This is a genomic window from Acinetobacter sp. 'aerobic (ED)', assembly GCF_904886855.1.
Taxonomy (GTDB): Bacteria; Pseudomonadota; Gammaproteobacteria; order Pseudomonadales; family Moraxellaceae; genus Acinetobacter; species Acinetobacter courvalinii.
Window position 1 is genome coordinate 66,265 of sequence record NZ_CAJHGI010000006.1, and the last position, 24,778, is coordinate 91,042.

Below are 24,778 nucleotides of genomic sequence, written 5' to 3' on the forward strand. Positions count from 1 at the left end.
TAGGATAAGTACCTGAGCAGCTTGATCTTTAGCTTTCCATTTCGATATTTTGTTGCAAGCTTGCGCTTTCTTTTACCGTATCTTTCTTCGGCTTCACCCAGATGCTATACGCAATCCAGAGTAGAACTAACCAGGTTGCACCGACATAAATTGCAGGTCGTGAGTCTTGAAAATACCCCATCATGGCTAGAATGAACAGCATGAACGCAATTGCAAATGCAGGGGCATACGGCCAGCCAATGACTGGGAAATCCAGTGACTTGATTTCTTCTTTCGATAATTTACGACGCATCGCAACCTGAGAAAGTAGAATCATCAGCCAGACCCAAACGGTTGCAAAAGTCGCGATTGAAGCAATGATGATGAAGACATTTTCAGGAATCAGATAGTTCAGCAAGACACCGATCAACAACACGCCTGCCATCACCACCACGGTCATCCAAGGCACACCGTTTTTCGAAATTTTCTGGAATACTTTTGGCGCTTGTCCACGGTTTGACATCCCGTACAGCATACGTCCTGCACCAAACACATCACTATTGATGGCAGATACAGCCGCTGTAATGACCACAATATTCAGAACGGTTGCCGCTGATCCAATGCCCAGATTTTCAAAAATCTGTACGAATGGACTGCCCTGACTCCCAATCTGGTTCCACGGGAAAATCGACATCAATACAAAAATCGTCAGGACATAGAACAACAGGATACGTACCGGCACGGCATTAATCGCTTTTGGAATCGAAGTTTTTGGATCTTGCGATTCACCAGCAGTGATCCCGATAATTTCAATCCCGCCAAAAGCAAATACCACCACGGACAAACAGGCAACTAAACCTGCAATGCCATTTGGCATAAAGCCTTCATGAATCCATAGATTTTGAATGCCTGTGGTAAAGCCACTGTGGTCCGCATGGAAGCCATAGAACATCAATCCCAAACCACCAACAATCATGGCCACAATGGCAGTGACTTTGACGATGGAAAGCCAAAACTCAAGCTCGCCAAAGACCTTGACGTGAATCAAATTGATTGCACCCAAGAACATGATCAGTGACAAAATCCAGATCCAGCGTGGCACATCGGGATACCAGAATCCCATATAGATTCCGAATGCTGTCACATCGGCAAGTGCAACGATGATCATTTCGAAAACGTAGGTCCAACCGGTGGTAAAACCTGCAAGCGGGCCAATATATTGAGAAGCATAATGACTGAATGAACCTGATACCGGGTTATGTACCGCCATTTCACCGAGTGCGCGCATCACGATATAAATTGCAATCCCTGCAACAATATATGCGAGTAATACGGACGGGCCTGCCATTTTGATGGCAGTAGCCGAACCGTAAAAGAGTCCTGTCCCAATGGCTGAACCCAATGCCAAAAAACGAATATGGCGGGTGTTTAGCCCCCGCTGTAATGTGGAGTGCTGTGACATTATAATCTCCAATCCTTGAGGAAATTTAGTTAGATTCGGCCACTCCATGTGACCGATTTATTGATCACACTTCAGACAAACTCGGTAATAGCTTCGGAATGAGTAATTCGTTCAGGCAACCACTCGCGAGCAATTCACTTGCCTGCTCGATATCTGGCGCAAAGAAACGATCTTCACTGTAGTAAGGCACTTGATCACGCAACACTTTACGCGCACGCTCAAGTTTTGGAGAACTCTTCAATCCTTCACGGAAATCAAGCCCCTGACATGCACCTAGCCATTCAACTGCAAGGATGCCGCGAACGTTGTCAGCCATATACCACAAGCGTTTCCCAGCATTCGGCGCCATGGAAACATGGTCTTCCTGATTTGCAGAAGTCGGTAAACTATCAACACTGGCAGGATGTGCAAGTGCTTTATTGTCACTTGCTAACGCAGCGGCTGTTACTTGAGCAATCATGAAGCCAGAATTGACTCCACCATTGGCAACCAGGAACGGCGGCAACTGTGACATGTGACGGTCCATCATCATGGAAATACGACGTTCAGACAATGAACCGATTTCTGCAATCGCCAATGCCAGATTATCCGCTGCCATGGCAACAGGTTCGGCATGGAAGTTACCACCCGAAATCACATCGCCTTCAGCAGCAAAGACCAATGGGTTATCCGATACCGCATTTGCTTCGATTTCCAGTACTTCTGCCGCCTGACGGATCTGGGTCAAACACGCCCCCATCACCTGTGGTTGGCAACGTAGTGAGTATGGATCCTGAACCTTGCTGCAATCTTCATGTGAATGAGAAATCTCACTTGATTCAGTCAACAAGTCACGATAAGCCGCAGCCACATCAATTTGACCACGTTGACCACGCACTTCATGAATACGTGCATCGAATGGCGCACGCGAACCCAGCATGGCTTCAACACTTAAACCACCGCACACTGTTGCAGCAGCAAATAGATCTTCTGCTTCAAACAGACCACGTAAAGCATAGGCGGTTGAAACTTGCGTACCATTTAACAGTGCCAAACCTTCTTTCGCCGCTAAAGAAATTGGCTCTAGACCCGCAATTTTAAGTGCTTCAACTGCCGGCAACCATTCACCTTTATAGCGTGCTTTACTTTCGCCTAATAACACCAGAGACATATGTGCCAGTGGTGCCAAGTCACCTGAAGCACCAACAGAACCTTTGAGTGGAATATGCGGATAAACTTCGGCATTGATTAAAGCCAGAATGGCGTCAATCACTTTACGACGAATCCCAGAAAAACCACGTGCCAAGCTATTTGCTTTAAGCAACATAATCAGACGCACCATCGCATCATCAAGCGGCTCACCCACACCAGCAGCGTGTGACAGTACCAATGAGCGTTGTAATTGCTCCAGGTCTTCTGGTGCAATTTTGGTTGAAGCCAGTAAACCAAAACCGGTATTGATCCCGTAGGCAGTACGGCCTTCATTCACGATTTTTTCGACACAAGCCACACTTGCATTAATGCCAGCAGAAGCGCTGTCATCGAGTTTCACTTTAATTGGATTTAAATAAGCGTGGCGCAGATCTGCTAAGCTAAGTTTGCCGGGTTGAATTAGAAGTTCCATTGTTGGCGTCCTGTTTTGCACTCTATTGTTCGCTTACGATGCTGTTTACACAATTGCAAAAAGCATCGTAATGTCCTTGTCTGTTTATTGCGTGATCATCGGCAAGTTCAAGCCTTGCTCTTTGGCACAGTCAATTGCGATGTCATAACCAGCATCGGCATGACGCATCACCCCTGTTGCAGGGTCATTGGTCAGTACACGTGCAATACGTGCTGCTGCTTCATCTGTACCATCACACACAATCACCACACCTGAGTGTTGCGAGAAGCCCATACCTACACCACCGCCATGGTGCAATGACACCCAAGTCGCACCGCCAGCAGTATTCAATAAGGCATTCAATAATGGCCAGTCCGATACGGCATCAGAACCATCTTTCATTGATTCGGTTTCACGGTTCGGACTAGACACTGAACCTGAATCCAGATGATCACGACCAATCACGATTGGTGCTGAAAGTTCACCGCTACGCACCATTTCATTAAATGCCAAGCCTAGTTTTGCGCGTAAGCCTAAGCCCACCCAGCAAATACGTGCTGGCAAACCTTGGAAGCTAATACGTTCACGCGCCATATCTAACCAGCGATGTAAATGTTCATCATCTGGAATTAACTCTTTTACTTTGGCATCTGTCTTATAGATATCTTCCGGGTCACCTGACAGCGCAGCCCAACGGAACGGACCAATACCACGGCAGAACAATGGACGGATATAGGCAGGAACGAAGCCCGGGAAATCAAAGGCATTTTCTACGCCTTCATCTTGTGCCATTTGACGGATGTTGTTGCCATAGTCAAAAGTTGGCACACCCATTTTCTGGAAGTCCAGCATGGCTTGAACATGTTGCGCCATCGATTGTTTAGCCGCTTTCACCACAACTTCTGGCTCAGTTTTAGCACGCTGACGGTACTCTTCCCATGTCCAGCCAATTGGCAAATAACCATTCAAAGGATCATGTGCGCTGGTTTGGTCAGTCACCATATCTGGATGCACACCACGACGAACCAATTCAGGTAAAATTTCAGCAGCATTGCCATGCAGTGCAATCGAAACCGCCTTACCTTCTTTGGTATATTTTTCAATACGCGCCAAAGCATCATCCAGATCAGTGGCTTGCTCATCGACATAACGGGTACGTAAACGGAAATCGATACTAGTTTGTTGGCATTCGATATTGAGTGAACATGCACCTGCAAGTGTTGCAGCCAAAGGTTGTGCACCGCCCATACCGCCTAAACCAGCCGTTAATACCCAACGGCCTTTCAAGTCACCGTTATAATGCTGACGACCTGCTTCGACAAAGGTTTCATAAGTGCCTTGTACAATGCCTTGGCTACCAATATAAATCCAAGAGCCCGCTGTCATCTGGCCATACATTGCCAAACCTTTGGCATCCAGTTCATTGAAATGTTCCCAGTTGCCCCAGTGTGGCACCAGATTCGAGTTGGCAATCAAAACACGTGGCGCATCTTTATGGGTTTTAAATACGCCTACCGGCTTACCCGATTGAACCAATAAAGTTTCATCTGTTTCTAAATTCTTTAGCGTTTCAACGATCTTGTCGAAACATTCCCAGTTACGTGCAGCACGACCGATACCACCATAAACCACCAGTTCTTTTGGATTTTCTGCGACATCAGGATCTAGGTTGTTCATCAACATACGCAGTGGCGCTTCTGTTAACCAGCTTTTGGCATTGAGCTGTGTACCACGCGGTGCGCGAATTTCTACATCACGAAATTTTGTTGTCGTTGTTGTCACAATCGGACTCCTTCCATTGAGTTTGAACCAGCAAATTAATCTGCTTTTACTGTATAGCAATGTATTAACTTGTATATACATCCATATACTACACAAAACTTTTATATTGAAAAGATGCTTTTCAATTCTTTTATGAAAATAAATTACAAGATAATGAAATAAATAGATTTATTTTTTGATCGACAATAAAAAACACATACAACCTGTGATCATATGTGTTTTTTAAAAAGTCTAAAAATTAGATTTTTGTGAGCTCAATGAGACAGGTCTGCTTTAAAAACTGTGACTTTATAAGCAATTTTTTTAATGTTTTTTGCTGCTCAATCTTGAGACTTTGCTGGTGTGCCAAATGAAAAACCTGCTGATCAACTTCAATTTCCAAGGGTTCTGGACTCTGATTAAAAATAAAAATCAGATCGGCTGAACTGAAAATCTCAGTGCTGGCTGACTCAAACAGCCATTGGTAGCTAGAACGCCATTTTGCAGGATTATAGATCAGATTAAAGTCCCTAATTGGTCCATCAATCAGTTCACAGCTGGTCTTTCGATCGCCACTAAATTGCGCAGATTGTAAAGTTTTCAGATGTTCAGAATCATCTTCAATATTCAATACGATGCCAGCACCTTCCAGTACCGTGAGGATACGCTGCATGCCCTTAAATAGGGAAAAATCACCCGAAGTTTTGACATCTGCCATGGAAATACGCCAATCAAACGTATCCAGACTGTCACCGTCACTTCGGGCAAGTTCAATGGTATAACCCGCCCCGTTTTTCCATAGCATCTGCTGATAATCAGCTATGTCTAAGTGTTGAATCATTGGGTAAATTTACCTTCCAGATAATAACGACTGCCTGGATAAATCAATCGGGCACTAGAAATCAGCTGTTTATTTGACCAAGTTCTGCGACGAATCAACAGACAAGGTTCAGTCTTATTAATTTTCAGCCATTTACATTCTTGTGCTGACGCTAAAATTGCGGTGACCACATGTTCACCTTCTGTCACCGGCGCTTTCGACATTAAATATGCATTGGGTGTAATGCTTTTAAAATCTTGTGCCAAATAATCTGGAATCAACATCGGATCGACCAGACGATCTTCAATCTGTACCGGTACATCATTTTCATAATGCACGATGATCGAGTGAAAGAGCTTTTGCCCTTCCCGAATCTGCATCAGCATACTTTGTTCGGCATTGGCCTGAATCTGTTCCAGCACCAAGACTTCAGCATGATGTTTGTGGTTTCGGGCAATAATTTCTTCGGCAATATTATTGACATGAAATAAAGCGGTACGCCCTTGTCCCTCGGCAACGAAAGAACCGACACCCTGAATACGCACCAATAAACCTTCACTGGTGAGCTCGCGTAAAGCCCGATTCACGGTCATGCGACTACAGCCCAGTAAATTGACCAATTCACTTTCTGAAGGAATCTTTTTATTAACAGTCCAGCTTCCCTCATAAATCTTTTGTGAAATCATTTGTTTCACACGTAGATACAAAGGAACCGGACTATCTTCTTCTAAGGACAAATCTAAATCGTTTTGCTTTGTCGCTCTTGACATTGGCTAAAACTCATACTAAATATTCTAAGTCATTGTATATTGAAATGAGGTAAATTGTATATACAAGCCTATACAAATAAATGATATGTTTTTAATTATGCACCAAGACTAAAATTGTCTTACCACATTATTATCTTGATTAGATTATAAGCTGACCACTTTGATTTATCACCCCATCCTTATCGCTAGAAAAGCTGTAGGGATACAAGATACATTCAACTCTTTATAATAAATTTGATTATATCTTGCGTTGAACGATACATGTCCCTTTCATCCAGCCCTGAAAAAATGCTCCATTTTTGACAAACTTATTATAATCCTCCTTATTATGTTGAAGGCGTTCAAAACCATCTTGTAATATAATTTCAACGGCATCCAGACTATCGTAAACTGAGTTTAAGCCCATATTGTTATAAGCCGCAGTAACCGTTAAAAAAGCATCTTCATGGCTGAAACCATGCTTAATTCTATTTGTATAGTAGTCATATAGAAAATTACAGAATGTTTTTACCTGCTTGTTATATTCACGTCGCTCTGTATCAGTCGCTGTAAGTTTCTTTCTTTTATAAAACTCTCTGTCCTTCTCAAGTATTGTCAGTCGATCAAGTTCTTTTTTTTCTTCGACCTCTTTTAATTTTTGGTCAGTAATCTGTTTAATCCGCTCAAGCTCTTCTTCTCGTTCTTTCCGTGCTTGTTCTTCCTGCTCCTTTCTTATTTGCTCTTCTTGTTGAACTTGCTCATAGTAAAGCTGATTTCTAAATTCTTTTTCATCTGAGACACCCATACAACCACTCAGTATATAGACGTAATAAAAATCCTCTTGATAATCTTCATCGCCTGACGCGAGATAGGATGCCCCATCGACATACATAAATGGTGTAAAACCGACATAACCTCCAAAAGCATTTTTTGCATTTACCTCACCACAGACAGCCCTTTCTCCTCTTAAATTCTTCACTACTCGAATATGTTGGAATTGTGCTGATCTCGGATCTTTTATACTATCTCTAATACTTTGCTTAGCATTTTTAATAAGAGATGTATTATTTGCATAAGTAATTGTAGGAATAGTGATTAAAACGGCAAGAGTAAGTTTTTTAAGCATGACTTATAATAAAAATCTATGTGATCTAGAAAGTATAAATGATTTTCCCAAAAATAAACTTAAGTTACCTTTTTTTAAATCATATTGAATGTTTTTCAAATCAATCTACATTATTTCGGATGCTCGTCCTAAAATAATATAGATTGATTTTCATCATACCTTGTAACTTTGAAAACCGGGTCAGTTATCTAGCCTAAAAGAGTTTTAACTTATACCGTATAGCGTTTGCTTAACCCCCATTCAGCCAAGATCCGGCGATACATCGCCGAAGAGCGGTCTGCTTCAAAATGTGCTTCCATACTCATATCTAAAGGTAATTCTTCTGGCTTTTGCGCCTCCACCATCTCCTGATCCTCCGCAAAAATCTGCGCATTAAAATCATAGACAGCCTGTAAGTCCCCTGTGGTATCGAAATTACGGGTCAAGGGTACAAATAAACGGGTCTTGTTATGTGAGACGGGACAACAGGCATTTAAAATCTTGAGCACTCCATCATTCGGAAAATGAATGGTCAGTACGGCTGAAAATGGCGGATAAACGTCAAAGATCCGTTCCCATAAAAAATCATCAGGTGCTAAATGCTGCATCCCATGCGGATAGTTACTGACATTACTGGTGTAATTGGTATGCAAGCCATAATCGGTACGTTCAGTCGAATATTTAGGTACCACAGGATTGTCTCGATCGGCAAAGGCCTGATGATGCACCCAAGCAAAGTGTGCCACATCAATAAAACCCTCCAATTGACGACCGCTTGAACCTGCAATATCCACAGAAGGCGGTAAAATGGCTTGATGCTCCTCCTGTTCCCATGTGTCTAATACAGGAAAATTAGCCAAACTTTCATCTCTGCCCAAAATGCTAGTCCAGACCAATCCATATTTTAAAACCACAGGAAACTTGGTCAGCGAAAAGCGCTCTGAGATATGAGTTAAATCAGGTTGCGCTGGAATTTTGCTGCATTTGCCATCTTCATTAAAATGTAAGCCATGATAAGGGCAAATCAAAGTGTCTCCTTCAACCCAGCCCTTACTCAAAGGCACGCCGCGATGCGGGCAAATATCCCGAGCTAAATGAATCTGCCCTGTTTCGGTCTTATACAAAGCTAGATTCATATCCAGTAAGGTCACTTGCTGTGGTTTGCTGCTCACATCTTCGATACGTGCCACGGGATACCAATGCTGCGCAAGAATCTGCCAGTCCTGATCATCAAATTGGCTATGGCATGGCTTATTGGGAAGATTGATGAATGGAATTGCGTTCATATCCTGTGCTCGTTCTTGAGTATTTTCTCTATTGTTTGCAGTGTGGAATAGATCGATATTTCCGTCTATTAGAATGATTTATATGCATCATTCTAAAAATTAGAACAGGCTGGGCACTAAAATTGCTTTTGTATTAAAACCTGCTTTATCTCAAGTGAGTTTACAATGGCATTGCCATTTTCACGTTTTGCTGATTATTTTATTGCCGTTGCCAAAACAGGTAGTTTAAGAAAAGCGGCCGATCAACTGTTTATTTCTGTCTCCGCTGTACATCGACAAATCGTTTTGGCAGAAGAAGAACTCGGTGTGGCTTTATTTGAACGTTTGCCCAATGGACTCAAGCTGACCTTAGCTGGCGAATTGCTCTATGCTGATCTACGCAGCTGGCAAAAAGAGTTTCAAATCACACAGAAACGTCTAAATGAAATCCAAGGCATACAACGCGGTTCAATTGATTTTGGGATGATTGCAGCACTCAGTGAAAGCTTTGTCAGTGCCGTGATGCAGTCGATTGTTCAGCAATATCCATGGATTAATTTTAAGCTTCGGGTTTCGGACAGTGAGCGTATTGCTGATCTGGTAATCAATGCTGAACTCGACTTTGGCTTGATACTGAATCCCAAACATCAGCACCAATTACAGATCAGTGACTTTATTGAAATGCCCTTGGGTTTCGTCATTCCTAAACAGCATGCTTTAGCCCATAAAGAAAAAATCTACTTTTCCGATACGCTGGAGTTCAATCATATTGTTGCTGCCGAACCATTGATTATTCATGATCATGTGCATGCACTCTATAAAAAGCATGACTTCAACCCAGCACACACAATCGAATGTAATGATATCCGTATGATGGTCTCATTGCTTAAGCAAAACTTAGGCATCAGCATCATGAGTTATCTGGATGCAGCCCCTTATATTGAAAATGGTGCATTTGAGTTTAGAACAATCAATGACCACGGCCTTCATCCGATTACGGTCGCACTTTGTACTGCACCAAAACGGCAACTTTCTCGGATTGCGCAAATCATGATGAATCATATCATTATCGAGATGGAGGCACTAAAATCGCGCATGCAAAACAATATTCATCAATAAAATTGTATTTTTGCACCAAAACAAAACACTCAAGCTATTGATTTAAATAAATATAGTGTTTGACACCCGAAGATTTAATCGGGTAAGTTGATGTGAAGATTCACCTTTTTCATGATTCAGGCATTGCTATGGTTTGGTCCAGTACAGACGCTCATTTAACAGCAGATTATCCACGCGATATGGTCGGTTATGCCGATCAACCGCCCCATGCCCAATGGCCCAATCAAGCAAAAATCGCGGTGCAGTTTGTGCTGAATTATGAAGAAGGGGGTGAAAAACATATTCTGCATGGCGATGAAGGTTCGGAACAGTTCTTATCTGAAATCAGTGGTGCAGAAAGTTATCCTGCACGCCATCTTTCGATGGACTCGATTTATGAATATGGCTCACGGGTCGGTTTCTGGCGCATTCAGCAGGAGTTTGCCAAACGCCAATTGCCCATGACCATTTTTGCCGTTGCGATGGCTTTACAACGTAATCCTCTGGTGGTCGAAGCCATCAAACAACACAACTATGATGTGGTCTCACATGGCTTACGCTGGATTCATTATCAAAATATGGATATTGAAACCGAGAAACAACATATGGATGAAGCCATGCACATCCTTAAAGATTTGTTTGGTGAAATGCCGACAGGCTGGTATACGGGCCGTGATAGCCCCAATACCCGTCAATTATTGGCGGAATATGATCAGGTGCAATATGACAGTGATTATTACGGTGATGACTTACCTTTTTGGACAACACTTCGCAATGCAGCAGGTGCAACCCGTCCGCATTTAATTATTCCTTATACACTTGATACCAACGATATGAAATTTGCATCTCCTACGGGTTTTAATCGTAGTGAGGATTTTTTTGAATATTTAAAAGATGCTTTTGATGTCTTGTACGCGGAAGGAGCAACTCGTCCGAAAATGCTTTCTATTGGCATGCATTGCCGCATTTTAGGACGTCCTGCCCGCTTTAAGGCGCTACAACGTTTTCTCGATTATGTGCAAAATCATGATCGGGTCTGGATTTGTACCCGTCAGCAAATTGCTGAGCATTGGTATAGACATCATCCTTTTCAAGCTTAATTTTATTAAAGCGTCCTAAAGTGTCGTATATCCGATTTAAACAATTTATTCAAAGAAAATAAGCTTTAAGCTACTCCTTTAGAATAAGGAGATAATCAGAATGAAAGTACAATATTTTGCAGCGAGTAGCCTAGACGGATTTATTGCGACCGAAGACGATTCTTTAGAATGGTTATTTACATTAGGCGGACTAGATAACTCAAGTTATCCAACCTTTATTGCAAATGTTGGTGCTTTGGTCATGGGCTCAGCAACTTATGAATGGATATTGAATAACGCAGAGCATGTTGCTGCCGAAACAGGTTCACCTTGGCCCTATACCCAGCCAGCCTGGGTGTTTTCCAGCCGTAAACTGCCACTAATTGAAGGAGCAGATATCCATTTTGTGCAAGGAGACATCACTCCGGTTTATGCTGAAATTCAATCCATCATCGGGAACAAGAATATCTGGGTTGTAGGTGGTGGAGAATTGGCTGGACAGTTCTACGATGCCAATTTACTTGATGAACTTATTATACAAATTGGTTCAGTCACCCTTGCAAAAGGAAAAGTACTATTTCCCCGACGAGTACTTGCGCCAACGCTTAAATTAATCTCCGTTCATCATATGGGTGAAGGTATGGTTGAATTACATTATACCGTTGCACCCATATAAAATTAGCCAGATGTTGAATGCCTTAAATGATCTATTGCCTTAAATGATTTATTTATCTACCTTACTAGAGAACAGCAAAGCAATTGGCACCCCCCTCAACTCAGTCGAAACAACCCATTCTGTTAAATAAAATGGGTGATTCGGAAGAATTTTCCAATCTTTTAGCTGATACAATTTTATGACCTGATTGCGAATCGACAACATGTGTCTATATGGCATTTCTTAATGCCCAAAGGGAAAATAACTTAAAAGGAAGAACACTTATGGCGCTTATTTCATGCCCCGAATGCAGCAGTCAGGTTTCGACCCAAGCCAACTCCTGCCCGCATTGCGGTTATCCGCTACAGCCCCAACGTCACGCGCCCGAGTCAGGGGCATTACAATCACCGCATGTCTTGAGCCGCGCCATCATGGCACTCGGTGCTTGGCTGGTCACACCCTGGATCGCGCGACTTCTGTTCGGACTAGCGGTGCTTGTCTTCGCCTATTTTTTACTCAAGAGTAAATAATTGATCTTAATGAAACAACTACATCGCCTTGTTGTACAGTTGTACACGTGATTTTGTTAAGCAAGATAGACATTTGAAGGACTTAAAGCGACTCAATTAAAACAAAACACGGTCAACATATAAGTAGAGTAATTAGACATGTTTTCAATGAACAGGTTCATGGTGCTGGGAATGGCATTGCTCGCTTGCTCCTGCACGAAGTCCCCCTCGACTGACGAGGCAAAGACCAATGATGCAACTGCGAAAACAGCCAAAGTCGCAGCCAAGTCCGCCGGGGATGTCGACTTCCCGGTAATCCCGCAAATCGTTGTGCCAGAGATCATCGGTATTGGCCCGGCCCAGCGAGCACTGGAAGCATCAATGCAAGACATCACTGATCCAGTTGCAGGTATTAGCGTTAAGCCCGCTCACTGTGCAACCGACGGCGCATTACTCAACGATGCAGGCATCACCAGCATGGATGCGCAAGGCAATCTGTCGCGCAACGGTAATGAAGGCATCTTCCATATCAAAGCAGATGGCAGTGGCACCGCCAACTATGAAGGCGGCGTCATCGTCGTCAACGCAGACGGTAGTGGTACAATCAACGGTAATGGCGACGGTGGTGCTGACGATGGGATCATCTCGGTCGAGGCCGACGGTTCGGGCACGTATAACGGCAAGTACGGCATCATCGTGCTAGATGGCAAAGGTGGCGGCACCTGGAACGGCGATCATGGTGTGATTCGCAACGAAGGTGATGGTTCAGGTAGTTGGAGCGGTCCGCAAGGCATTGTCACTATCAATGCCGATGGCAGCGGTACCTGGAACGGCCCACACGGGTTGGTGAGCAACGATGGTAAAGGCAGCGGCAGCATAGGTACACCAGCACGTCAAGTGAAAATGGCACCAATTCCCAAGGTCGCGCCAGCTGGCAAGTTTCCGCCGTTAAAAAAATTCGCTCCATCAGGCGCGCCATGCGGGTTCATCATCACTCTCAATGATCAGGTGTTGTTCGATTTCGACAAGACGAATATACGTCCTGACGCAGCGAAGGTGCTGGACAGCTTGGCCGTGGCCTTGCAGAAAGTACCAGCCAAAGCAATAGAAATTCGCGGTCATACCGATGCCAAGGGCAGTGACGCCTACAATCTGGATTTGTCCGAGCGCCGTGCCAAATCAGTGGGCATGGCCTTGCGCCAGCGTGGTGCCGCAGCTGCCGCCAGTACACATGGTTACGGCGAGTCGCAGCCTGTAGCGCCCAACGAGGTCAGCGGCCAAGACAACCCCGCTGGCAGGCAGTTAAACCGACGGGTGGAAATCTTCGTACGCACTTGATGATGTTGAATGGCTTATCTAGCCTGTAAATACTGGTAAAGCAATTAAAGAACTCCTAAACTCAATCTACATAACCCATTCTGTTAAATAAAATGGGGTATTCGGAAGAATTATCCCATCTTTGAACTGATACAATTTTATGAGCTGATTGCGAATCGAGGAGATGCGTTTATACGACACTCCTTAATGCTCAAATGGAAAATAACTAACTACGATAAAATTAGAATTTAAATCAGTATCATTATTTAAATGGTGAGTAATGGTGCAGTTTTTGGAGATATAAATCATGAAATACGATGATGCTTCTTGGCATTATGGAGGTGACTTCCCTGCAGATCTTCCACAAGAAGCAGGAGCAACCCATATTGGAATGTTTTTAACATGGATGCTTCTTCAAACTTTGCTAGTGAAGAATTAATTGAAGATTCACGAGATGCAATTAAACATCTAAAGACAAAACAAATTACAGGAGCACATTTTCTCATTGATGAACTTGATGAAAAGCTCACTGACAATGATTTTAACGAAGAAGGTAATGATTTTGCTTTGGCGTATTACGAAGGATTAAATAATGAAAGTCGATATATTGATGACTACTTGCTTAGCTTTTCGGTAGATACGAATAACGTGTATAGAGTCGCTGATACTTGGGAAAATTACCACAAATTGGCAAACCATATTGCTGAAAGGTATCGTAGGTGGGTCATAGATGGTAGGCCAAAATACATAGCTGAACGGTAGCAATAAAACAGTAATCAAAAACTCTCTGAAAAAATAAAGCTTTATATATAAAAAATGTTTTTTAATAATGAACTAGAGGTATTTCGTGTCCTTATATCAAAAAGGAAAATATTGGTATGGTCAAAATCGAGACGACTTGCGTTTAGAAATGACTCGTTTTAGCCACCTAAATGGTTATGAAGCAAAAGAATTTGCATCAAGTTTCTGTCGATGTGGAAACCATATTTTCTGTTTAGAAAGTGACGAAAATGAAGGAATTGCTAGACGGATCTGTACTCAATGTAACCATGCACATTTGATGGGAGATAATGCTGAATATATTGAGGATGCAGAGCTAGAAGAACATATTTGTATTTGTGACAATCAACAATTTGAACTGGAATCTGCTGTTGCACTTTATGATGGATCAAATGATGTCCGCTGGTATTACATAGGCTGTCGTTGTACAAACTGCTCACTTATTGGTGTATTTGCAGATTGGAAATGTGAAGGCGGAAATGCAACCAAATTTTTAGCTAAAATATAAATACAAGTATTTTAACTCTTGGATAGTCACTCTTTAAGAAAGAGAGCTATCCAATTCCATAAGGTAATCCATTAGCTTAGGCTATTTTTGCCATGTCCATACTCCGCTGTTGTAACAGCTTCACCGCTTGCTTGGCTTGCCAAGCTAACTCCATCATATCCAGATCAGGAACCTGATCATTTTCCATCACCATTTTCCCTGCTACAAACATCGCCTTAATATGCGCGCGTCCGCCACTTGCCACAGGTCCAATCGCCATATCATGTAATCCAAAATAACGAGGATCATCTAACTGATATATGACCAAGTCAGCCTGTTGCCCCACCTCGATTGTCCCGACTTGATCAAGCCCTAAAATCTTGGCTCCCCCCACCGTTCCCCAACGGATTACATCCTCAATACTGGCAGCATCTGCACCCCCTTCAAATTGTCCGCCCTCATATTGTGGCTTGGCTAACATCCCCTTTCTGGCTCGCTGCAATAACCAAGCGGCATGGGTTTCAGATAACATATCTGCAGCCTCATTGGAACCTGCACCATCTACCCCGATCGAAATCGTCATGCCTGCCTGTTCCAAAGCAACCAGATCGGCAATACCACTCCCCAAACGGGCATTACTCTGAGGACAATGCGCAATACCTGTTTTGGTCTGACCCAACAACTGAATTTCTTCGGGTAATAATTTCACCAGATGGGCAAACCAGACATCACTGCCAATCCAGTCCTGCTCGGCACAGAACTGGACTGGTGTCATGCCAAACTTGGCGCGTGCTGCATCCAGATAATCCACCGTTTCAGATAAATGGCTATGCATCCGGATCCCCAATTGTCTGGCGACTTTGGCGCTTTCCCGTAATTGCTGTGCTGTGGTCGAATGCAAAGTCGAGGTCGGTGCCATCACGATTTTTCGGAAAGCTTTTGAATCTGGTTGATGATAGTGCTGCACCAAACGCTCAATATCCGCCATATAGTCTTCAAATTTCTCAGGGCGTAGGGCTTGAGGCAATTCACTTTCCAAGCCACGTGTAAGTGTTGCACCACCACGACACAACACAAAGCGCATACCCAGTTTTTCGGCTTCATCAAATAAAATCGCAGCGCCATCAAACGGCATCTTGGGCCAATACAAATAATGATGATCAGCTATCGTTGCACACCCCGAACGTAATAGCTCGACAAGACCAATCCGTACAGCAATCCGAAACGTATTTTCATCAAACACACCACGAAACCGATATGGCGTACTGGCAAGCCATGAGGTCAGGTTTTGATTCAACCCTTGTGGCTCACCCTTTAACAAGGACTGAAATAAATGATGATGGGTATTCACCCATGCCGGATAAATTACGCAATCTTTAGCATCAATCACCTGCTCATTTGGCTGAGCACCTAACCGACCTATTTCAGTAATCTTACCTGACTGGATACGGATATCAGTGGATGAAGCACGTGCAGCCTCTCCAGATAAACCCGTTAAAATGGCATGGGCATTTTGAATTAAATAGCTTTGATTTAATTGCTCTGGACTCATACTTGTTCACTCTCATGCCATTTGTTTAGAAAGAACTGGCTTAATAAAGACATCAACATAAACAAGCCCAAACCCGTACAGGTTATCAGGAATAAGGCAGCAAACATCAGCGGTAAATCCAGTTGAAAACCTGCTTGCAAGATTTGATAAGCCAAGCCTGCACTGGTCCCTCCCGCACCGGCAACGAACTCGGAAACCACCGCACCAATCAGCGCCAAACCGCAGGAAATACGTAAGCCTCCAAAGAAATAAGGCAACGCATTCGGTACACGTAAGCGCATCAGAATTTGCCAGCGACTGGCTTTATTGATTTGAAAAAGATTGAGCAAGCCTTTATTGACACTACGCAGACCCAAGGTGGTATTGGTTAATATAGGAAAAACCGCAACCAGCATGGCACAGACCACTAACGCTAAAGTGGTATTTTGAATCCAGATAATGACCAGAGGTGCGATTGCAACAATCGGTGTGACCTGAAATAAAATGGCATAAGGCATAAAACAGGCTTCGAGCACGCGACTCTGTACAAACACAAAAGCGACCAATGTACCGATTAGCACCGCGCATGCAAAAGCCAATAAGGTAATTTTTAGAGTGACCCATAAACTGCCAAATAACATACTGGATTGATGAATCAACGCCATCACAATATCACTAGGCTTGGGTACCACATAAACCGGCACCGCAAGCTGCTGGAAGCTCAACTGCCAAATCAGCAGGAAGACCAGCCCCAACCCGAGCGGAGCCGCGATACGTTGTACGGTTGGATGTTGTATCAAGGGTTTAATCATGAGCATGCCCTCCGCTTGCCTCAGCCAATAATTGCGATAGATGCGAACATTGTCGGATAAAAATCTCTGAGCTTCGGAAAGCGTCGTCACGTAAATAAGGTCCTTCAATGTCCAGATCGGCGACTACCCGCCCAGGCCGTGCGCCCATCACAATAACCCGTGAAGACAGATACACAGCCTCATAAATACTATGCGTCACAAACACCACCGTGAGATCTCGTTCTGACCATAATTGCCGGATATCACTATCCAGTTTATGGCGAGTAAACTCATCCAAAGCGCCAAAAGGTTCATCCATCAATAACAGATCAGGTTCAGTCACCAAGGCTCTAGCCAAAGAAGCACGCATTTGCATACCACCTGAAAGTTCCCGTGGATAGGCTTTACTAAATTTCTCTAAACCTACAGCTGCTAAAGCCGCCATCACTTTCGGGGTGCTCACTGATTTTGAGATATGTTGTAAATCGAGAGGTAAACGCACATTGTCTTCGATATTGGCCCATGGCATCAGCGTTGCCTCCTGAAACACCATGGCCATTTTGCATTGAGATTGCATCTCAGCCTTGCCATTCCAGCGCACCACACCCGCAGAAGGCTGCTCCAGATCGGCAAACATTTTCAGCAAGGTGCTTTTACCGCAACCTGACGGCCCCAGTAATGAAACAATTTCACCGCGGGCAATATTTAAATCTAATCGTTGTAAGGCGTTGGTGCCATTTGGATAGGTTTTTTCAACCCCTCTGGCCATAATCATCGGCGTAATAAAGCTCGAAGACTCAGGTATTGGCGTATCTATTGGTAAAGCAGAATTCATGTGATTTCCCCTTGATGCAAATGCGCTATTTTATTAACCCTTTCACCATGGCTTCCTTGTAAGGAAAGTATCTAAGATTATTTGGCTGGTTTAATAAACTGCGTGGTATAAGCGGTTTTCCAATTGGTTTTAGTGTTCAGCAACCCTGCACTCACCATAAAATCTCGCGTTGCTTTCCAACGTGCATCCGTCATGACGCCAATGCCTTGAGTCTTGGCATCTCCACCATCAATCAACTTCAATTTGCGCATTTGTCCTACAGCAAAAGTGAGTAGTTCATCATTCATATTCGGGTTTTCTTTTTTAATGATGCTATTGCCCAAACGTGGATCGGCTAAGTAGTTTTTCCATCCCTCCATCGATGCCTGAACAAAACGGCGTAGTACCTCTGGTTTGTTTTGAATCACATCATTACGGGTCACCAAGATACCGCCGTAGGCTGGATAACCCGCATCAGCAAATAAAAAGAAATGACTCGAAGGTTCTGCTTTTTTGGCCTGAAAAACCTCAGATGTGGCATAGGCTTGTTGTGCGACATTTTTGCCTGCTAAAAAAGGCTGCATATTGAAGGTATATGGGCGAGCTTGTGCTGCATCTAATTTATATTTGCCTTTTAACCAAGGCCACCAGCTTGCTTGTCCACTGGTCGAGACCAGAATCGTTTTTCCTTTCAGATCGGCCAAAGACTTTACATCGCTATGGGTTAGTACACCTTGCGGATCAAACTGGAATGGTGCTGCCACCGCTTTGATGGGAAAGTTGCTTTCGATGCCTTTTAAGACCTGTAGATCATAATTAATAATAATATCGGCTCGCTTGGACAATAATAAGCTCATGTTATTGACTTGTGGCCCGCCGATTTTGATATCGACATCAAGTCCGTATTTTTTATAAATTCCCTGTGCCAGTGCCTGATAATATCCACCTTGCTCGGCTTGCGCATACCATGTGGTTTGTAAAACAAGTTTATCGGCTGCAAAACTGGTTGAGCTGATAACTGTTGCCAACCCCAATAACGCGCCCGCAATTACAGTACGTCGCCCTTTGCCTACATAGTGCTGAATATTCATAAGTAAGACCCCTAAATCTGTATGGATTCATCTTGCTATTCTTTTTAGGGGGATAATCAATGTATAAGTACACATTTCTCTCAAAGCCAAATCAATTGGCTTTGTCCCCGAAAGAGGAACAGCAAACGCTGTAGAGCAATGTCCCGTATGTTCACAACATACTGACCGCTTATACTCAATCATGATTTAGCAAGCTCTGTGCCAAGATTGATTCCACCTTGTTTTTATTGGTAATTCTCTAGGTCGGATTTATTTTTAATTGTTCTAAGATGAATAAACTGTATTAAGTCTTTGGTGTTGAGTGCAGTTTAATGGTGCATTCAGTACATGCAGCTGCACCTTAAATGAACTACCTACTGGACAAATGGATGTTTTAAATAGCCATGTTGCATATTAACAATTATTCTAAAACTGGGTTTTAAAAAATAAGTAGCCATCAAGTTCCCGACACACATTCCTCGAAGTACCCATCAATCGTCACTATAGCGGGTAAAAAATCCAAATGTTGTGGTGACTCAAAAATAATCATTATATTGATCCGATTATCTTCACCACCAAAATAGTTTTCATCGGAAACCTCTATTTCACAAGGGGAAAGATACTGCCAGATATGATGCACATCAGAACCAAAGTCGCTTGGAAGAAGTTCACAATCCTCAAAAACATCAACCATTGCCTTACTTGCCAATGTCTTGATGATCGCGACATCAGAAAGCAAACGAGTCATTGCTGCAATCTGCGCATCTGTTGGACCATCACGCTTTGCTCGAACAATAACCCTAAGCATCCCTTCAAATGCCCCAAGTTCAACTTCTCCCAGCCAATGTGGACTGCCATATTTCAATCTTCCAAATGGTGGACAATTCACTGTATGCCGATTAAATACGCTCATTACTGTCCTTTCTTGCAGATAGCTTAACCATTGAATTAATTTTACGCAGTGTGAATTAAACCATTCAACATAGCTCAAAATTCAGGCCGATTTTAACATCATTGTATTTCACTTTATAAACTGGCACAAAAACTGCTTCATCCTTTATGTCAGAGTAGAAGCGTTCAGCATAGTCAGTCACATCGGCTGTTATGTGGGTCATTGCTCAGAAATTAGCTTAGGCTCTTCATCAGAACGATCTTTTGAAGTGAATGAAGCTTTTTTTTGAATGTGACCCCGTCTCTTTCAATTCATTTGATTGGGTCACGGTTTATCCAGAAGATGAGGTTGAAATATGAATAGCGCCAACATGTCTGCATTAGCGGAAAATGACTACAGCTTAGAAGAACTGCAAAAAGAAGCGCGTATGGGCGCTTTAGGTCAAGAGACCTTTGAACGTGAAGTTCGGGTGATTGATTTATCCAACTTTGAACAACGTAAATATGAAATTGCCGAACAGCTTTGGGCAGCAGCAACGGATATTGGTTTTTTTCAGGTCTCGCATCATGGTATTCCACTTGAGCAAATCCAAACTGCATTTGACATGACACAACAGTTTTTTGCTCTACCTGAACCTGTCAAAGCGCGTTACCCGCTCAATCGCAATGCAGGTTGGGAAAGTAAGGCGCAGGTTCGTCCATCAACCAGTACCCCAGACCAGAAAGAATCCTACCAAATCACTCGCCCACGTATGGACGGACTTTATCCAACCGAGCAAGAGCTACCTGACTTTAAAAATACCATGCTTGAATTTGAACAGGCCTGCTGGCAAGTGGGTATGAAAATACTTTCCTGTTTCGCTTATAAACTGGGTTTTGCCGATAATTTCTTTACGCTGGCGCATGATCCGGAACAAGACAGCTATCAAAGTACTTTAAGAATGTTGCATTACTATGCCATTGATCCTGCTTTAAAAGATCAATTGGGGCTATGGCGTGCAGGCGCACATACCGATTTTGATTGTTTAACCTTGTTGTTTCAACGTAATGGTCAAGGTGGTCTGCAAGTGTGCCCAGGTAAAGATATGGAACAGCAACAATGGACCAGTATCGAACCACGAGATGATGTGATCACCTGTAATATTGGCGATATGCTGATGCGTTGGAGTGATGACCAATTACCTTCTAATTTCCATCGGGTCAAAAATCCGGAAGCAGATGAATATCAAGGGCCGCGTTATAGTCTGGCATTCTTCTGCCAAGCCAATGAAGATGTGCTGATTGAAAGTCCACAACAGAAATATCCAGCAATTACAGCGAAGGAATATTTAAAACAACGCATCAGTGCGAATTTTAAAGGGAAATATTAATCGTTGATTCCTTGTAGACAGAGGCAGATGGTCTCTGTCTACCATTAAAAATTATCGATTTATTTTTTCCGTGATCTCTTCTTGGTTCTTTTAGGTACCACTTTTTGGGGAACAATAATTTTTCCAGTGCCTAATCCTCGGAAAAAATAGTTAACAAGATAAATAAATAAAAAACCAAAATAAAAAAATGGGAATATAGTAAAGACACTAAACATACTTTCCCAAAAAAGTACACCAATCCGATAATTATAACCTAACTGGATAAGTGCACCTCTACGACTACCATCCTGAAAGGAGATATTTTCCAAAAGAAAATGGCCCATCCCCATGATAAAGCAGAATAAAAATATCCCTGAAACAATCGTTTTTTTAATCCATGGCTTCTCCAGCCACGGATATTTCTTCGATGCCTCAAACTCAGCCTGAAAAAACTTACTATAAATTTTTTCCTGAAACGCCTTGTTCATGCCTACTTTCTTAATAAATAACAGGCACATGTAACAGCCCGCGACAAAAGTTAAAATAGTACAATAAATACTTGAAAGAATAGTAAAAAATGGCAATGGACCTTTAGTCCCCACCGTAATCAACATCTGCTCTGTAATATAACGATAAATCTCATACTGCCACTGATTGCGTGGATATGCTGGAAATAAAAATAAGGGTAAAACAAATAAGATAATCCAAAAAGCAATCTGTAATTTCGCTTTTCTTTTTACTTTAGCTTGTTGTTCAAGCGCCAAACGTCTTTGTTCTAATTTTTCTTGCTTCTTTTGCTTTGTGTGCTGCTCAAGCAATTCTCTTGCTACATAACGTTTTGTTGACATAGAAAATCAATATTTATGTTTTATATAAAAATCTTAATTAGAAAATAATAAAGATACGCGAATATTAATATGCTTGAGAATTCTAAATTAAAACGAATCTCCTTCCAATATTCTAAGGCAAATATATTTTTTCAATATACAGTCAGAGATTAACGATCTCTGACTGTGCTAAAGCTTCACTGATCCATACAGGTTGAGATAAATGATGCACATCACAATTACTGCCGCCACCAATACGATCGACCACGAGAAAATCACTATTGGCTTCCAAAGTAATTAAAGGATGGTGCCATACCCCTTGATGATAAGTAACTCCCTGTTGTCCGTTACCCATAAATGCATAAATCCTTTGTTCATCGGGACGATTCTGATCAAACGGTAATGCTACTACAACAATAAATTTTTGTTGCTGTAATGGAATAAAAGACTGCGAACCATAAGGATGTCGTTCCAGCATCTCAATTTGAAATGGAATCTGAGTTGCAAATAAATTGTGAAAAATGCTCATCCCAACAGCAACATGATCACCTGATACCTGTGCCAGTGATAAGGCGTGATAACGCTCAGTGAGTCCCTGATTAATCGGGATAAAGTCTTTGCCTCTCTTTTCAATCACATCACCAAAAGCAGCAAAACTATCTTGAGTTAAAGGCCGAATTTCAATATTTTTCTCATGCATAGGTTGATTCTCTTTAGATCAGTTGCATCGCGTGAGCAACACTGTCGCGCAAGGCAACTTTTGCGCTGTTGCTTTATTTGCTTAAAAATAACTACAGGTTATGCAATCAGATTAAAATCAAAAGCTCAAAAACCAATGGCTGCGCCATTGGTTTTTGAGGGTGTGCTAAGGGGCTTCGCCCCTTAACCCCCTGAAAAATCATTTTGCAACCAGTGCCGCTTTCCCCCATAAACGAATCCGACTAATCCCGCCATCAGGAATCATATTGACGCGGATATAGTTCACTTTTTGATGTTGCAGTACTTCTGCAATATATTCATGAATATGGTCCATGGTCAAAGGCTGCTGTTCCAATAGGAATGGCCAGAACATACTTTGCGGAATCAGTTGTGCATCGGTTGCATTTTCAACATAAGCGGCTTGAATCGAACAAAATGCGGGGAAATTGCCTTTAAAAAATGCGGTATCGACTTCAATTTTTTCAACGAATCCAGATTGTCCCAAAGCAATAATGCACCAGTCAAAACCAGGGGCACGGCGACGTTTGGTTTCCCAACCATCGCCCATATTTAGCCCACGATCCGGACTGAGCAAATTATTCGGATGGCCAAAATGCGCATCGCTAAAGGCCACAATACGCCCGCCATTTTTTAAACCAATCAAATCCATCTGCCGGGTTGTATCGACATGTTCGAGCACCACACGGCCATACACTCTTAAACGAGCAATCCCACCATCAGGGAAAATATTAATACGAATATGGGTAACTTTCTGAGCAGCGCAGTCGAAAAAATGATGCTGATCCGGAGATAAAACCGAGTTTTCTAATAAAGCAGTCCAGGTGATCCCTTCTAATTGATTATCTGGTGCATAACAGCCCTCAATAGAAGCAGATGCCGGATAATTGCCTGTAAAGAATGAGGTATCAATATCAAATCCAGATACAATCCCCGTTACGCCCAAACGAACAATACACCAGTCATAGCCAGACTCACGTTTGCGGCGGGTCTCCCATCCATCCATCCATTTGCCATTGTCATCATATTTTCCTTCAATGAATTGAGCGGGTGCACTTTGCAACATTCTTGCAGCTTCTGCAAAGAACTCATCGGAACAACTCACAATCGTTGCACCAATTCTGGCATCAGCGAGATTGGTTAACGCTTGCAAATGGGTCGGTAAAGCTACGGTTTTAGCAATATGCACTGTCATTGATCGTTCCTGAAGGTTTGATTTCTATTCTATTATGCAAGATCCAGTCCAACTGGTCTGACCTGTTGTTAAAAATATAGCGATTTTTGATCAACATCACCAACAAAAAGGTGAATTTTGTGTAGAATCAAACTGTTTATTTTTATCTTTAAGGCGTGTTGCTTATGAGTCCACAAGCGATGCTCAATGGAAAATCATCTCAGGTGACTGAGCAAGCGGTGGAAGTGATTCATCAACGCATTCAACAAAATACCTATCCTGTCGGTTCTGCCTTACCCTCACAACGTGATCTTGCCCTCCAGTTGGGCATCAGCCGTGCTTCGTTACGCGAGGCCCTCACCCGTCTTGCCGCTTTAGGATTATTGGAAATCAAGGCAGGTAAAGGGGTTTATGTGATTTCACAACACAGTCAGGCCGCCGAACAATGGGATGGCGAACACCGTGTTTCGCTTAAAGATTTCTATCAATTACGCTATGTACTGGAGGGTTTTTGTGCGCTGTTGGCCTGCGAATATTTAACTGAACAGGATAAGTCGACCTTACAGCAACATTACCAGTCACTGGCCTCTGCAATTCAGGCACAGAACTGGCAGGCAGCCTCTGAGGCAGATTATGCCTTTCATCAGCATATTATTGAACTTAGTCATAATCAGTCGATTATTCAAACACTTAAGATGCATACTGAATGGATTAAAAAAAGCCAGATCCTGCCTTTTGTCCAGCCGAATCTGGCATTTAAAACCATTCAGGAACATGAATTCATTCTGCAAGCCTTATTTAATCAGGATGCAGCTGCGGCTGAAAAAGCCATGCAAGCGCATATTATTGGTGCTGCGCAACGTGCGGGTGTGTACTTTGCTCGGCATAACAGCTCAATCTAAGTATGAAAATTAAATCTGCACTACTTTGCTCCATGCCTTGAACCATATCCATGCAGCCTTCCTT

At 42.8% G+C, this 24,778-nt stretch carries 25 protein-coding genes; 10 read left to right on the top strand and 15 right to left on the bottom strand.

Annotation, left to right across the window (positions count from 1 at the left end; all coding sequences use genetic code 11):
* Nucleotides 1-28: 28 nt before the first annotated feature.
* From JO943_RS13110 to JO943_RS13140, 7 genes are all read right to left on the bottom strand, one after another.
* Entirely contained in the window at nt 29-1,441 is a 1,413-nt protein-coding gene (locus JO943_RS13110) for an amino acid permease (RefSeq protein WP_202741003.1), read from the bottom strand.
* A 64-nt stretch (nt 1,442-1,505) separates the two neighbouring features.
* Nucleotides 1,506-3,044 carry a histidine ammonia-lyase gene (gene hutH / locus JO943_RS13115; RefSeq protein ID WP_005231073.1) on the bottom strand — a complete coding sequence of 513 codons (1,539 nt, stop codon included), beginning with the start codon at nt 3,042-3,044 and terminating at the stop codon, nt 1,506-1,508.
* Nucleotides 3,045-3,128: 84 nt separating this feature from the next.
* Nucleotides 3,129-4,805: a urocanate hydratase gene (hutU, locus tag JO943_RS13120; protein WP_005231074.1), complete on the bottom strand. Its 1,677-nt coding sequence runs from the start codon at nt 4,803-4,805 to the stop codon at nt 3,129-3,131.
* Between the two features lie 238 nt (nt 4,806-5,043).
* The gene (locus JO943_RS13125) at nt 5,044-5,625 is read right to left on the bottom strand and encodes a HutD family protein (RefSeq protein WP_202741004.1); all 582 of its coding nucleotides are present in this window, start codon (nt 5,623-5,625) and stop codon (nt 5,044-5,046) included.
* Nucleotides 5,622-6,374, bottom strand: a complete 753-nt coding sequence (gene hutC / locus JO943_RS13130; protein WP_005231077.1) for a histidine utilization repressor — start codon at nt 6,372-6,374, stop codon at nt 5,622-5,624. Before hutC ends, JO943_RS13125 begins: the two co-directional genes overlap by 4 nt.
* Nucleotides 6,375-6,612: 238 nt before the next feature.
* Nucleotides 6,613-7,479, bottom strand: coding sequence for a hypothetical protein (locus JO943_RS13135; RefSeq protein WP_199948896.1), 867 nt, complete (start codon nt 7,477-7,479; stop codon nt 6,613-6,615).
* A 209-nt stretch (nt 7,480-7,688) separates the two neighbouring features.
* The gene (locus JO943_RS13140; protein WP_202741005.1) at nt 7,689-8,744 is read right to left on the bottom strand and encodes an aromatic ring-hydroxylating oxygenase subunit alpha; all 1,056 of its coding nucleotides are present in this window, start codon (nt 8,742-8,744) and stop codon (nt 7,689-7,691) included.
* 165 nt (nt 8,745-8,909) lie between these two features.
* On the opposite strand from JO943_RS13140, the gene JO943_RS13145 reads away from it, so the two are divergent.
* The 8 genes from JO943_RS13145 (at nt 8,910) to JO943_RS13175 (ending at nt 14,669) form a co-directional block, all read left to right on the top strand.
* The gene (locus JO943_RS13145; protein WP_202741006.1) at nt 8,910-9,842 is read left to right on the top strand and encodes a LysR family transcriptional regulator; all 933 of its coding nucleotides are present in this window, start codon (nt 8,910-8,912) and stop codon (nt 9,840-9,842) included.
* A 128-nt stretch (nt 9,843-9,970) separates the two neighbouring features.
* The gene (gene puuE, locus JO943_RS13150; RefSeq protein WP_202741117.1) at nt 9,971-10,921 is read left to right on the top strand and encodes an allantoinase PuuE; all 951 of its coding nucleotides are present in this window, start codon (nt 9,971-9,973) and stop codon (nt 10,919-10,921) included.
* Between the two features lie 100 nt (nt 10,922-11,021).
* The gene (locus JO943_RS13155; RefSeq protein ID WP_202741007.1) at nt 11,022-11,576 is read left to right on the top strand and encodes a dihydrofolate reductase family protein; all 555 of its coding nucleotides are present in this window, start codon (nt 11,022-11,024) and stop codon (nt 11,574-11,576) included.
* A gap of 263 nt (nt 11,577-11,839) precedes the next feature.
* Nucleotides 11,840-12,085: a zinc ribbon domain-containing protein gene (locus tag JO943_RS13160; RefSeq protein WP_202741118.1), complete on the top strand. Its 246-nt coding sequence runs from the start codon at nt 11,840-11,842 to the stop codon at nt 12,083-12,085.
* Between the two features lie 138 nt (nt 12,086-12,223).
* Complete coding sequence (locus JO943_RS13165) at nt 12,224-13,402, top strand: OmpA family protein (protein ID WP_202741008.1); 1,179 nt, start codon at nt 12,224-12,226, stop codon at nt 13,400-13,402.
* A 286-nt stretch (nt 13,403-13,688) separates the two neighbouring features.
* Nucleotides 13,689-13,820 carry a hypothetical protein gene (locus JO943_RS18625; protein WP_265102660.1) on the top strand — a complete coding sequence of 44 codons (132 nt, stop codon included), beginning with the start codon at nt 13,689-13,691 and terminating at the stop codon, nt 13,818-13,820.
* On the top strand, nt 13,784-14,143 hold the full coding sequence (locus tag JO943_RS13170) for a hypothetical protein (RefSeq protein ID WP_265102661.1): 360 nt from the start codon (nt 13,784-13,786) through the stop codon (nt 14,141-14,143). The genes JO943_RS18625 and JO943_RS13170 overlap by 37 nt, the downstream gene beginning before the upstream one ends.
* A gap of 85 nt (nt 14,144-14,228) precedes the next feature.
* Nucleotides 14,229-14,669 (top strand): hypothetical protein, encoded by a 441-nt coding sequence (locus tag JO943_RS13175; protein WP_202741009.1) that lies wholly within the window; start codon nt 14,229-14,231, stop codon nt 14,667-14,669.
* Between the two features lie 76 nt (nt 14,670-14,745).
* Here JO943_RS13175 and JO943_RS13180 read toward each other — a convergent pair whose 3' ends face one another.
* The 5 genes from JO943_RS13180 to JO943_RS13200 all read right to left on the bottom strand — a co-directional run bounded on the left by JO943_RS13180 (nt 14,746) and on the right by JO943_RS13200 (nt 19,767).
* Nucleotides 14,746-16,200: an amidohydrolase family protein gene (locus JO943_RS13180; protein WP_202741010.1), complete on the bottom strand. Its 1,455-nt coding sequence runs from the start codon at nt 16,198-16,200 to the stop codon at nt 14,746-14,748.
* Nucleotides 16,197-16,991 carry an ABC transporter permease gene (locus JO943_RS13185; RefSeq protein WP_202741011.1) on the bottom strand — a complete coding sequence of 265 codons (795 nt, stop codon included), beginning with the start codon at nt 16,989-16,991 and terminating at the stop codon, nt 16,197-16,199. The genes JO943_RS13180 and JO943_RS13185 overlap by 4 nt, the downstream gene beginning before the upstream one ends.
* Nucleotides 16,984-17,805, bottom strand: coding sequence for an ABC transporter ATP-binding protein (locus JO943_RS13190; protein WP_202741012.1), 822 nt, complete (start codon nt 17,803-17,805; stop codon nt 16,984-16,986). Before JO943_RS13190 ends, JO943_RS13185 begins: the two co-directional genes overlap by 8 nt.
* Before the next feature lie 77 nt (nt 17,806-17,882).
* Nucleotides 17,883-18,875 (bottom strand): ABC transporter substrate-binding protein, encoded by a 993-nt coding sequence (locus JO943_RS13195; RefSeq protein WP_202741013.1) that lies wholly within the window; start codon nt 18,873-18,875, stop codon nt 17,883-17,885.
* 436 nt (nt 18,876-19,311) lie between these two features.
* Nucleotides 19,312-19,767, bottom strand: coding sequence for a hypothetical protein (locus tag JO943_RS13200; RefSeq protein WP_202741014.1), 456 nt, complete (start codon nt 19,765-19,767; stop codon nt 19,312-19,314).
* A gap of 334 nt (nt 19,768-20,101) precedes the next feature.
* Here JO943_RS13200 and JO943_RS13205 point away from each other — a divergent pair, with 334 nt between their 5' ends.
* A complete protein-coding gene (locus JO943_RS13205) occupies nt 20,102-21,115 on the top strand; it encodes an isopenicillin N synthase family dioxygenase (RefSeq protein WP_202741015.1) in 1,014 nt (337 codons plus the stop codon).
* Between the two features lie 59 nt (nt 21,116-21,174).
* Here JO943_RS13205 and JO943_RS13210 read toward each other — a convergent pair whose 3' ends face one another.
* The 3 genes from JO943_RS13210 to alc form a co-directional block, all read right to left on the bottom strand.
* A complete protein-coding gene (locus JO943_RS13210) occupies nt 21,175-21,942 on the bottom strand; it encodes a hypothetical protein (protein WP_032867043.1) in 768 nt (255 codons plus the stop codon).
* A gap of 142 nt (nt 21,943-22,084) precedes the next feature.
* The gene (locus JO943_RS13215; RefSeq protein ID WP_202741016.1) at nt 22,085-22,621 is read right to left on the bottom strand and encodes an ureidoglycolate lyase; all 537 of its coding nucleotides are present in this window, start codon (nt 22,619-22,621) and stop codon (nt 22,085-22,087) included.
* A gap of 198 nt (nt 22,622-22,819) precedes the next feature.
* Complete coding sequence (alc, locus tag JO943_RS13220; RefSeq protein ID WP_202741017.1) at nt 22,820-23,833, bottom strand: allantoicase; 1,014 nt, start codon at nt 23,831-23,833, stop codon at nt 22,820-22,822.
* A 164-nt stretch (nt 23,834-23,997) separates the two neighbouring features.
* Here alc and JO943_RS13225 point away from each other — a divergent pair, with 164 nt between their 5' ends.
* Nucleotides 23,998-24,714 (top strand): FadR/GntR family transcriptional regulator, encoded by a 717-nt coding sequence (locus tag JO943_RS13225; RefSeq protein WP_150952415.1) that lies wholly within the window; start codon nt 23,998-24,000, stop codon nt 24,712-24,714.
* The last annotated feature ends 64 nt before the right edge of the window (nt 24,715-24,778 follow it).

Bases quoted from the DNA above. Each gene is read 5' to 3' on its own strand.
- JO943_RS13110 (WP_202741003.1), bottom strand. From the start codon at position 1,441: ATGTCACAGCACTCCACATTACAGCGGGGGCTAAACACCCGCCATATT.
- hutH (WP_005231073.1), bottom strand. From the start codon at position 3,044: ATGGAACTTCTAATTCAACCCGGCAAACTTAGCTTAGCAGATCTGCGC.
- JO943_RS13125 (WP_202741004.1), bottom strand. From the start codon at position 5,625: ATGATTCAACACTTAGACATAGCTGATTATCAGCAGATGCTATGGAAA.
- hutC (WP_005231077.1), bottom strand. From the start codon at position 6,374: ATGTCAAGAGCGACAAAGCAAAACGATTTAGATTTGTCCTTAGAAGAA.
- JO943_RS13135 (WP_199948896.1), bottom strand. From the start codon at position 7,479: ATGCTTAAAAAACTTACTCTTGCCGTTTTAATCACTATTCCTACAATT.
- JO943_RS13140 (WP_202741005.1), bottom strand. From the start codon at position 8,744: ATGAACGCAATTCCATTCATCAATCTTCCCAATAAGCCATGCCATAGC.
- JO943_RS13145 (WP_202741006.1), top strand. From the start codon at position 8,910: ATGGCATTGCCATTTTCACGTTTTGCTGATTATTTTATTGCCGTTGCC.
- puuE (WP_202741117.1), top strand. From the start codon at position 9,971: ATGGTTTGGTCCAGTACAGACGCTCATTTAACAGCAGATTATCCACGC.
- JO943_RS13155 (WP_202741007.1), top strand. From the start codon at position 11,022: ATGAAAGTACAATATTTTGCAGCGAGTAGCCTAGACGGATTTATTGCG.
- JO943_RS13160 (WP_202741118.1), top strand. From the start codon at position 11,840: ATGGCGCTTATTTCATGCCCCGAATGCAGCAGTCAGGTTTCGACCCAA.
- JO943_RS13165 (WP_202741008.1), top strand. From the start codon at position 12,224: ATGTTTTCAATGAACAGGTTCATGGTGCTGGGAATGGCATTGCTCGCT.
- JO943_RS18625 (WP_265102660.1), top strand. From the start codon at position 13,689: ATGAAATACGATGATGCTTCTTGGCATTATGGAGGTGACTTCCCTGCA.
- JO943_RS13170 (WP_265102661.1), top strand. From the start codon at position 13,784: ATGGATGCTTCTTCAAACTTTGCTAGTGAAGAATTAATTGAAGATTCA.
- JO943_RS13180 (WP_202741010.1), bottom strand. From the start codon at position 16,200: ATGAGTCCAGAGCAATTAAATCAAAGCTATTTAATTCAAAATGCCCAT.
- JO943_RS13185 (WP_202741011.1), bottom strand. From the start codon at position 16,991: ATGATTAAACCCTTGATACAACATCCAACCGTACAACGTATCGCGGCT.
- JO943_RS13190 (WP_202741012.1), bottom strand. From the start codon at position 17,805: ATGAATTCTGCTTTACCAATAGATACGCCAATACCTGAGTCTTCGAGC.
- JO943_RS13195 (WP_202741013.1), bottom strand. From the start codon at position 18,875: ATGAATATTCAGCACTATGTAGGCAAAGGGCGACGTACTGTAATTGCG.
- JO943_RS13200 (WP_202741014.1), bottom strand. From the start codon at position 19,767: ATGAGCGTATTTAATCGGCATACAGTGAATTGTCCACCATTTGGAAGA.
- JO943_RS13205 (WP_202741015.1), top strand. From the start codon at position 20,102: ATGAATAGCGCCAACATGTCTGCATTAGCGGAAAATGACTACAGCTTA.
- JO943_RS13210 (WP_032867043.1), bottom strand. From the start codon at position 21,942: ATGTCAACAAAACGTTATGTAGCAAGAGAATTGCTTGAGCAGCACACA.
- JO943_RS13215 (WP_202741016.1), bottom strand. From the start codon at position 22,621: ATGCATGAGAAAAATATTGAAATTCGGCCTTTAACTCAAGATAGTTTT.
- alc (WP_202741017.1), bottom strand. From the start codon at position 23,833: ATGACAGTGCATATTGCTAAAACCGTAGCTTTACCGACCCATTTGCAA.
- JO943_RS13225 (WP_150952415.1), top strand. From the start codon at position 23,998: ATGAGTCCACAAGCGATGCTCAATGGAAAATCATCTCAGGTGACTGAG.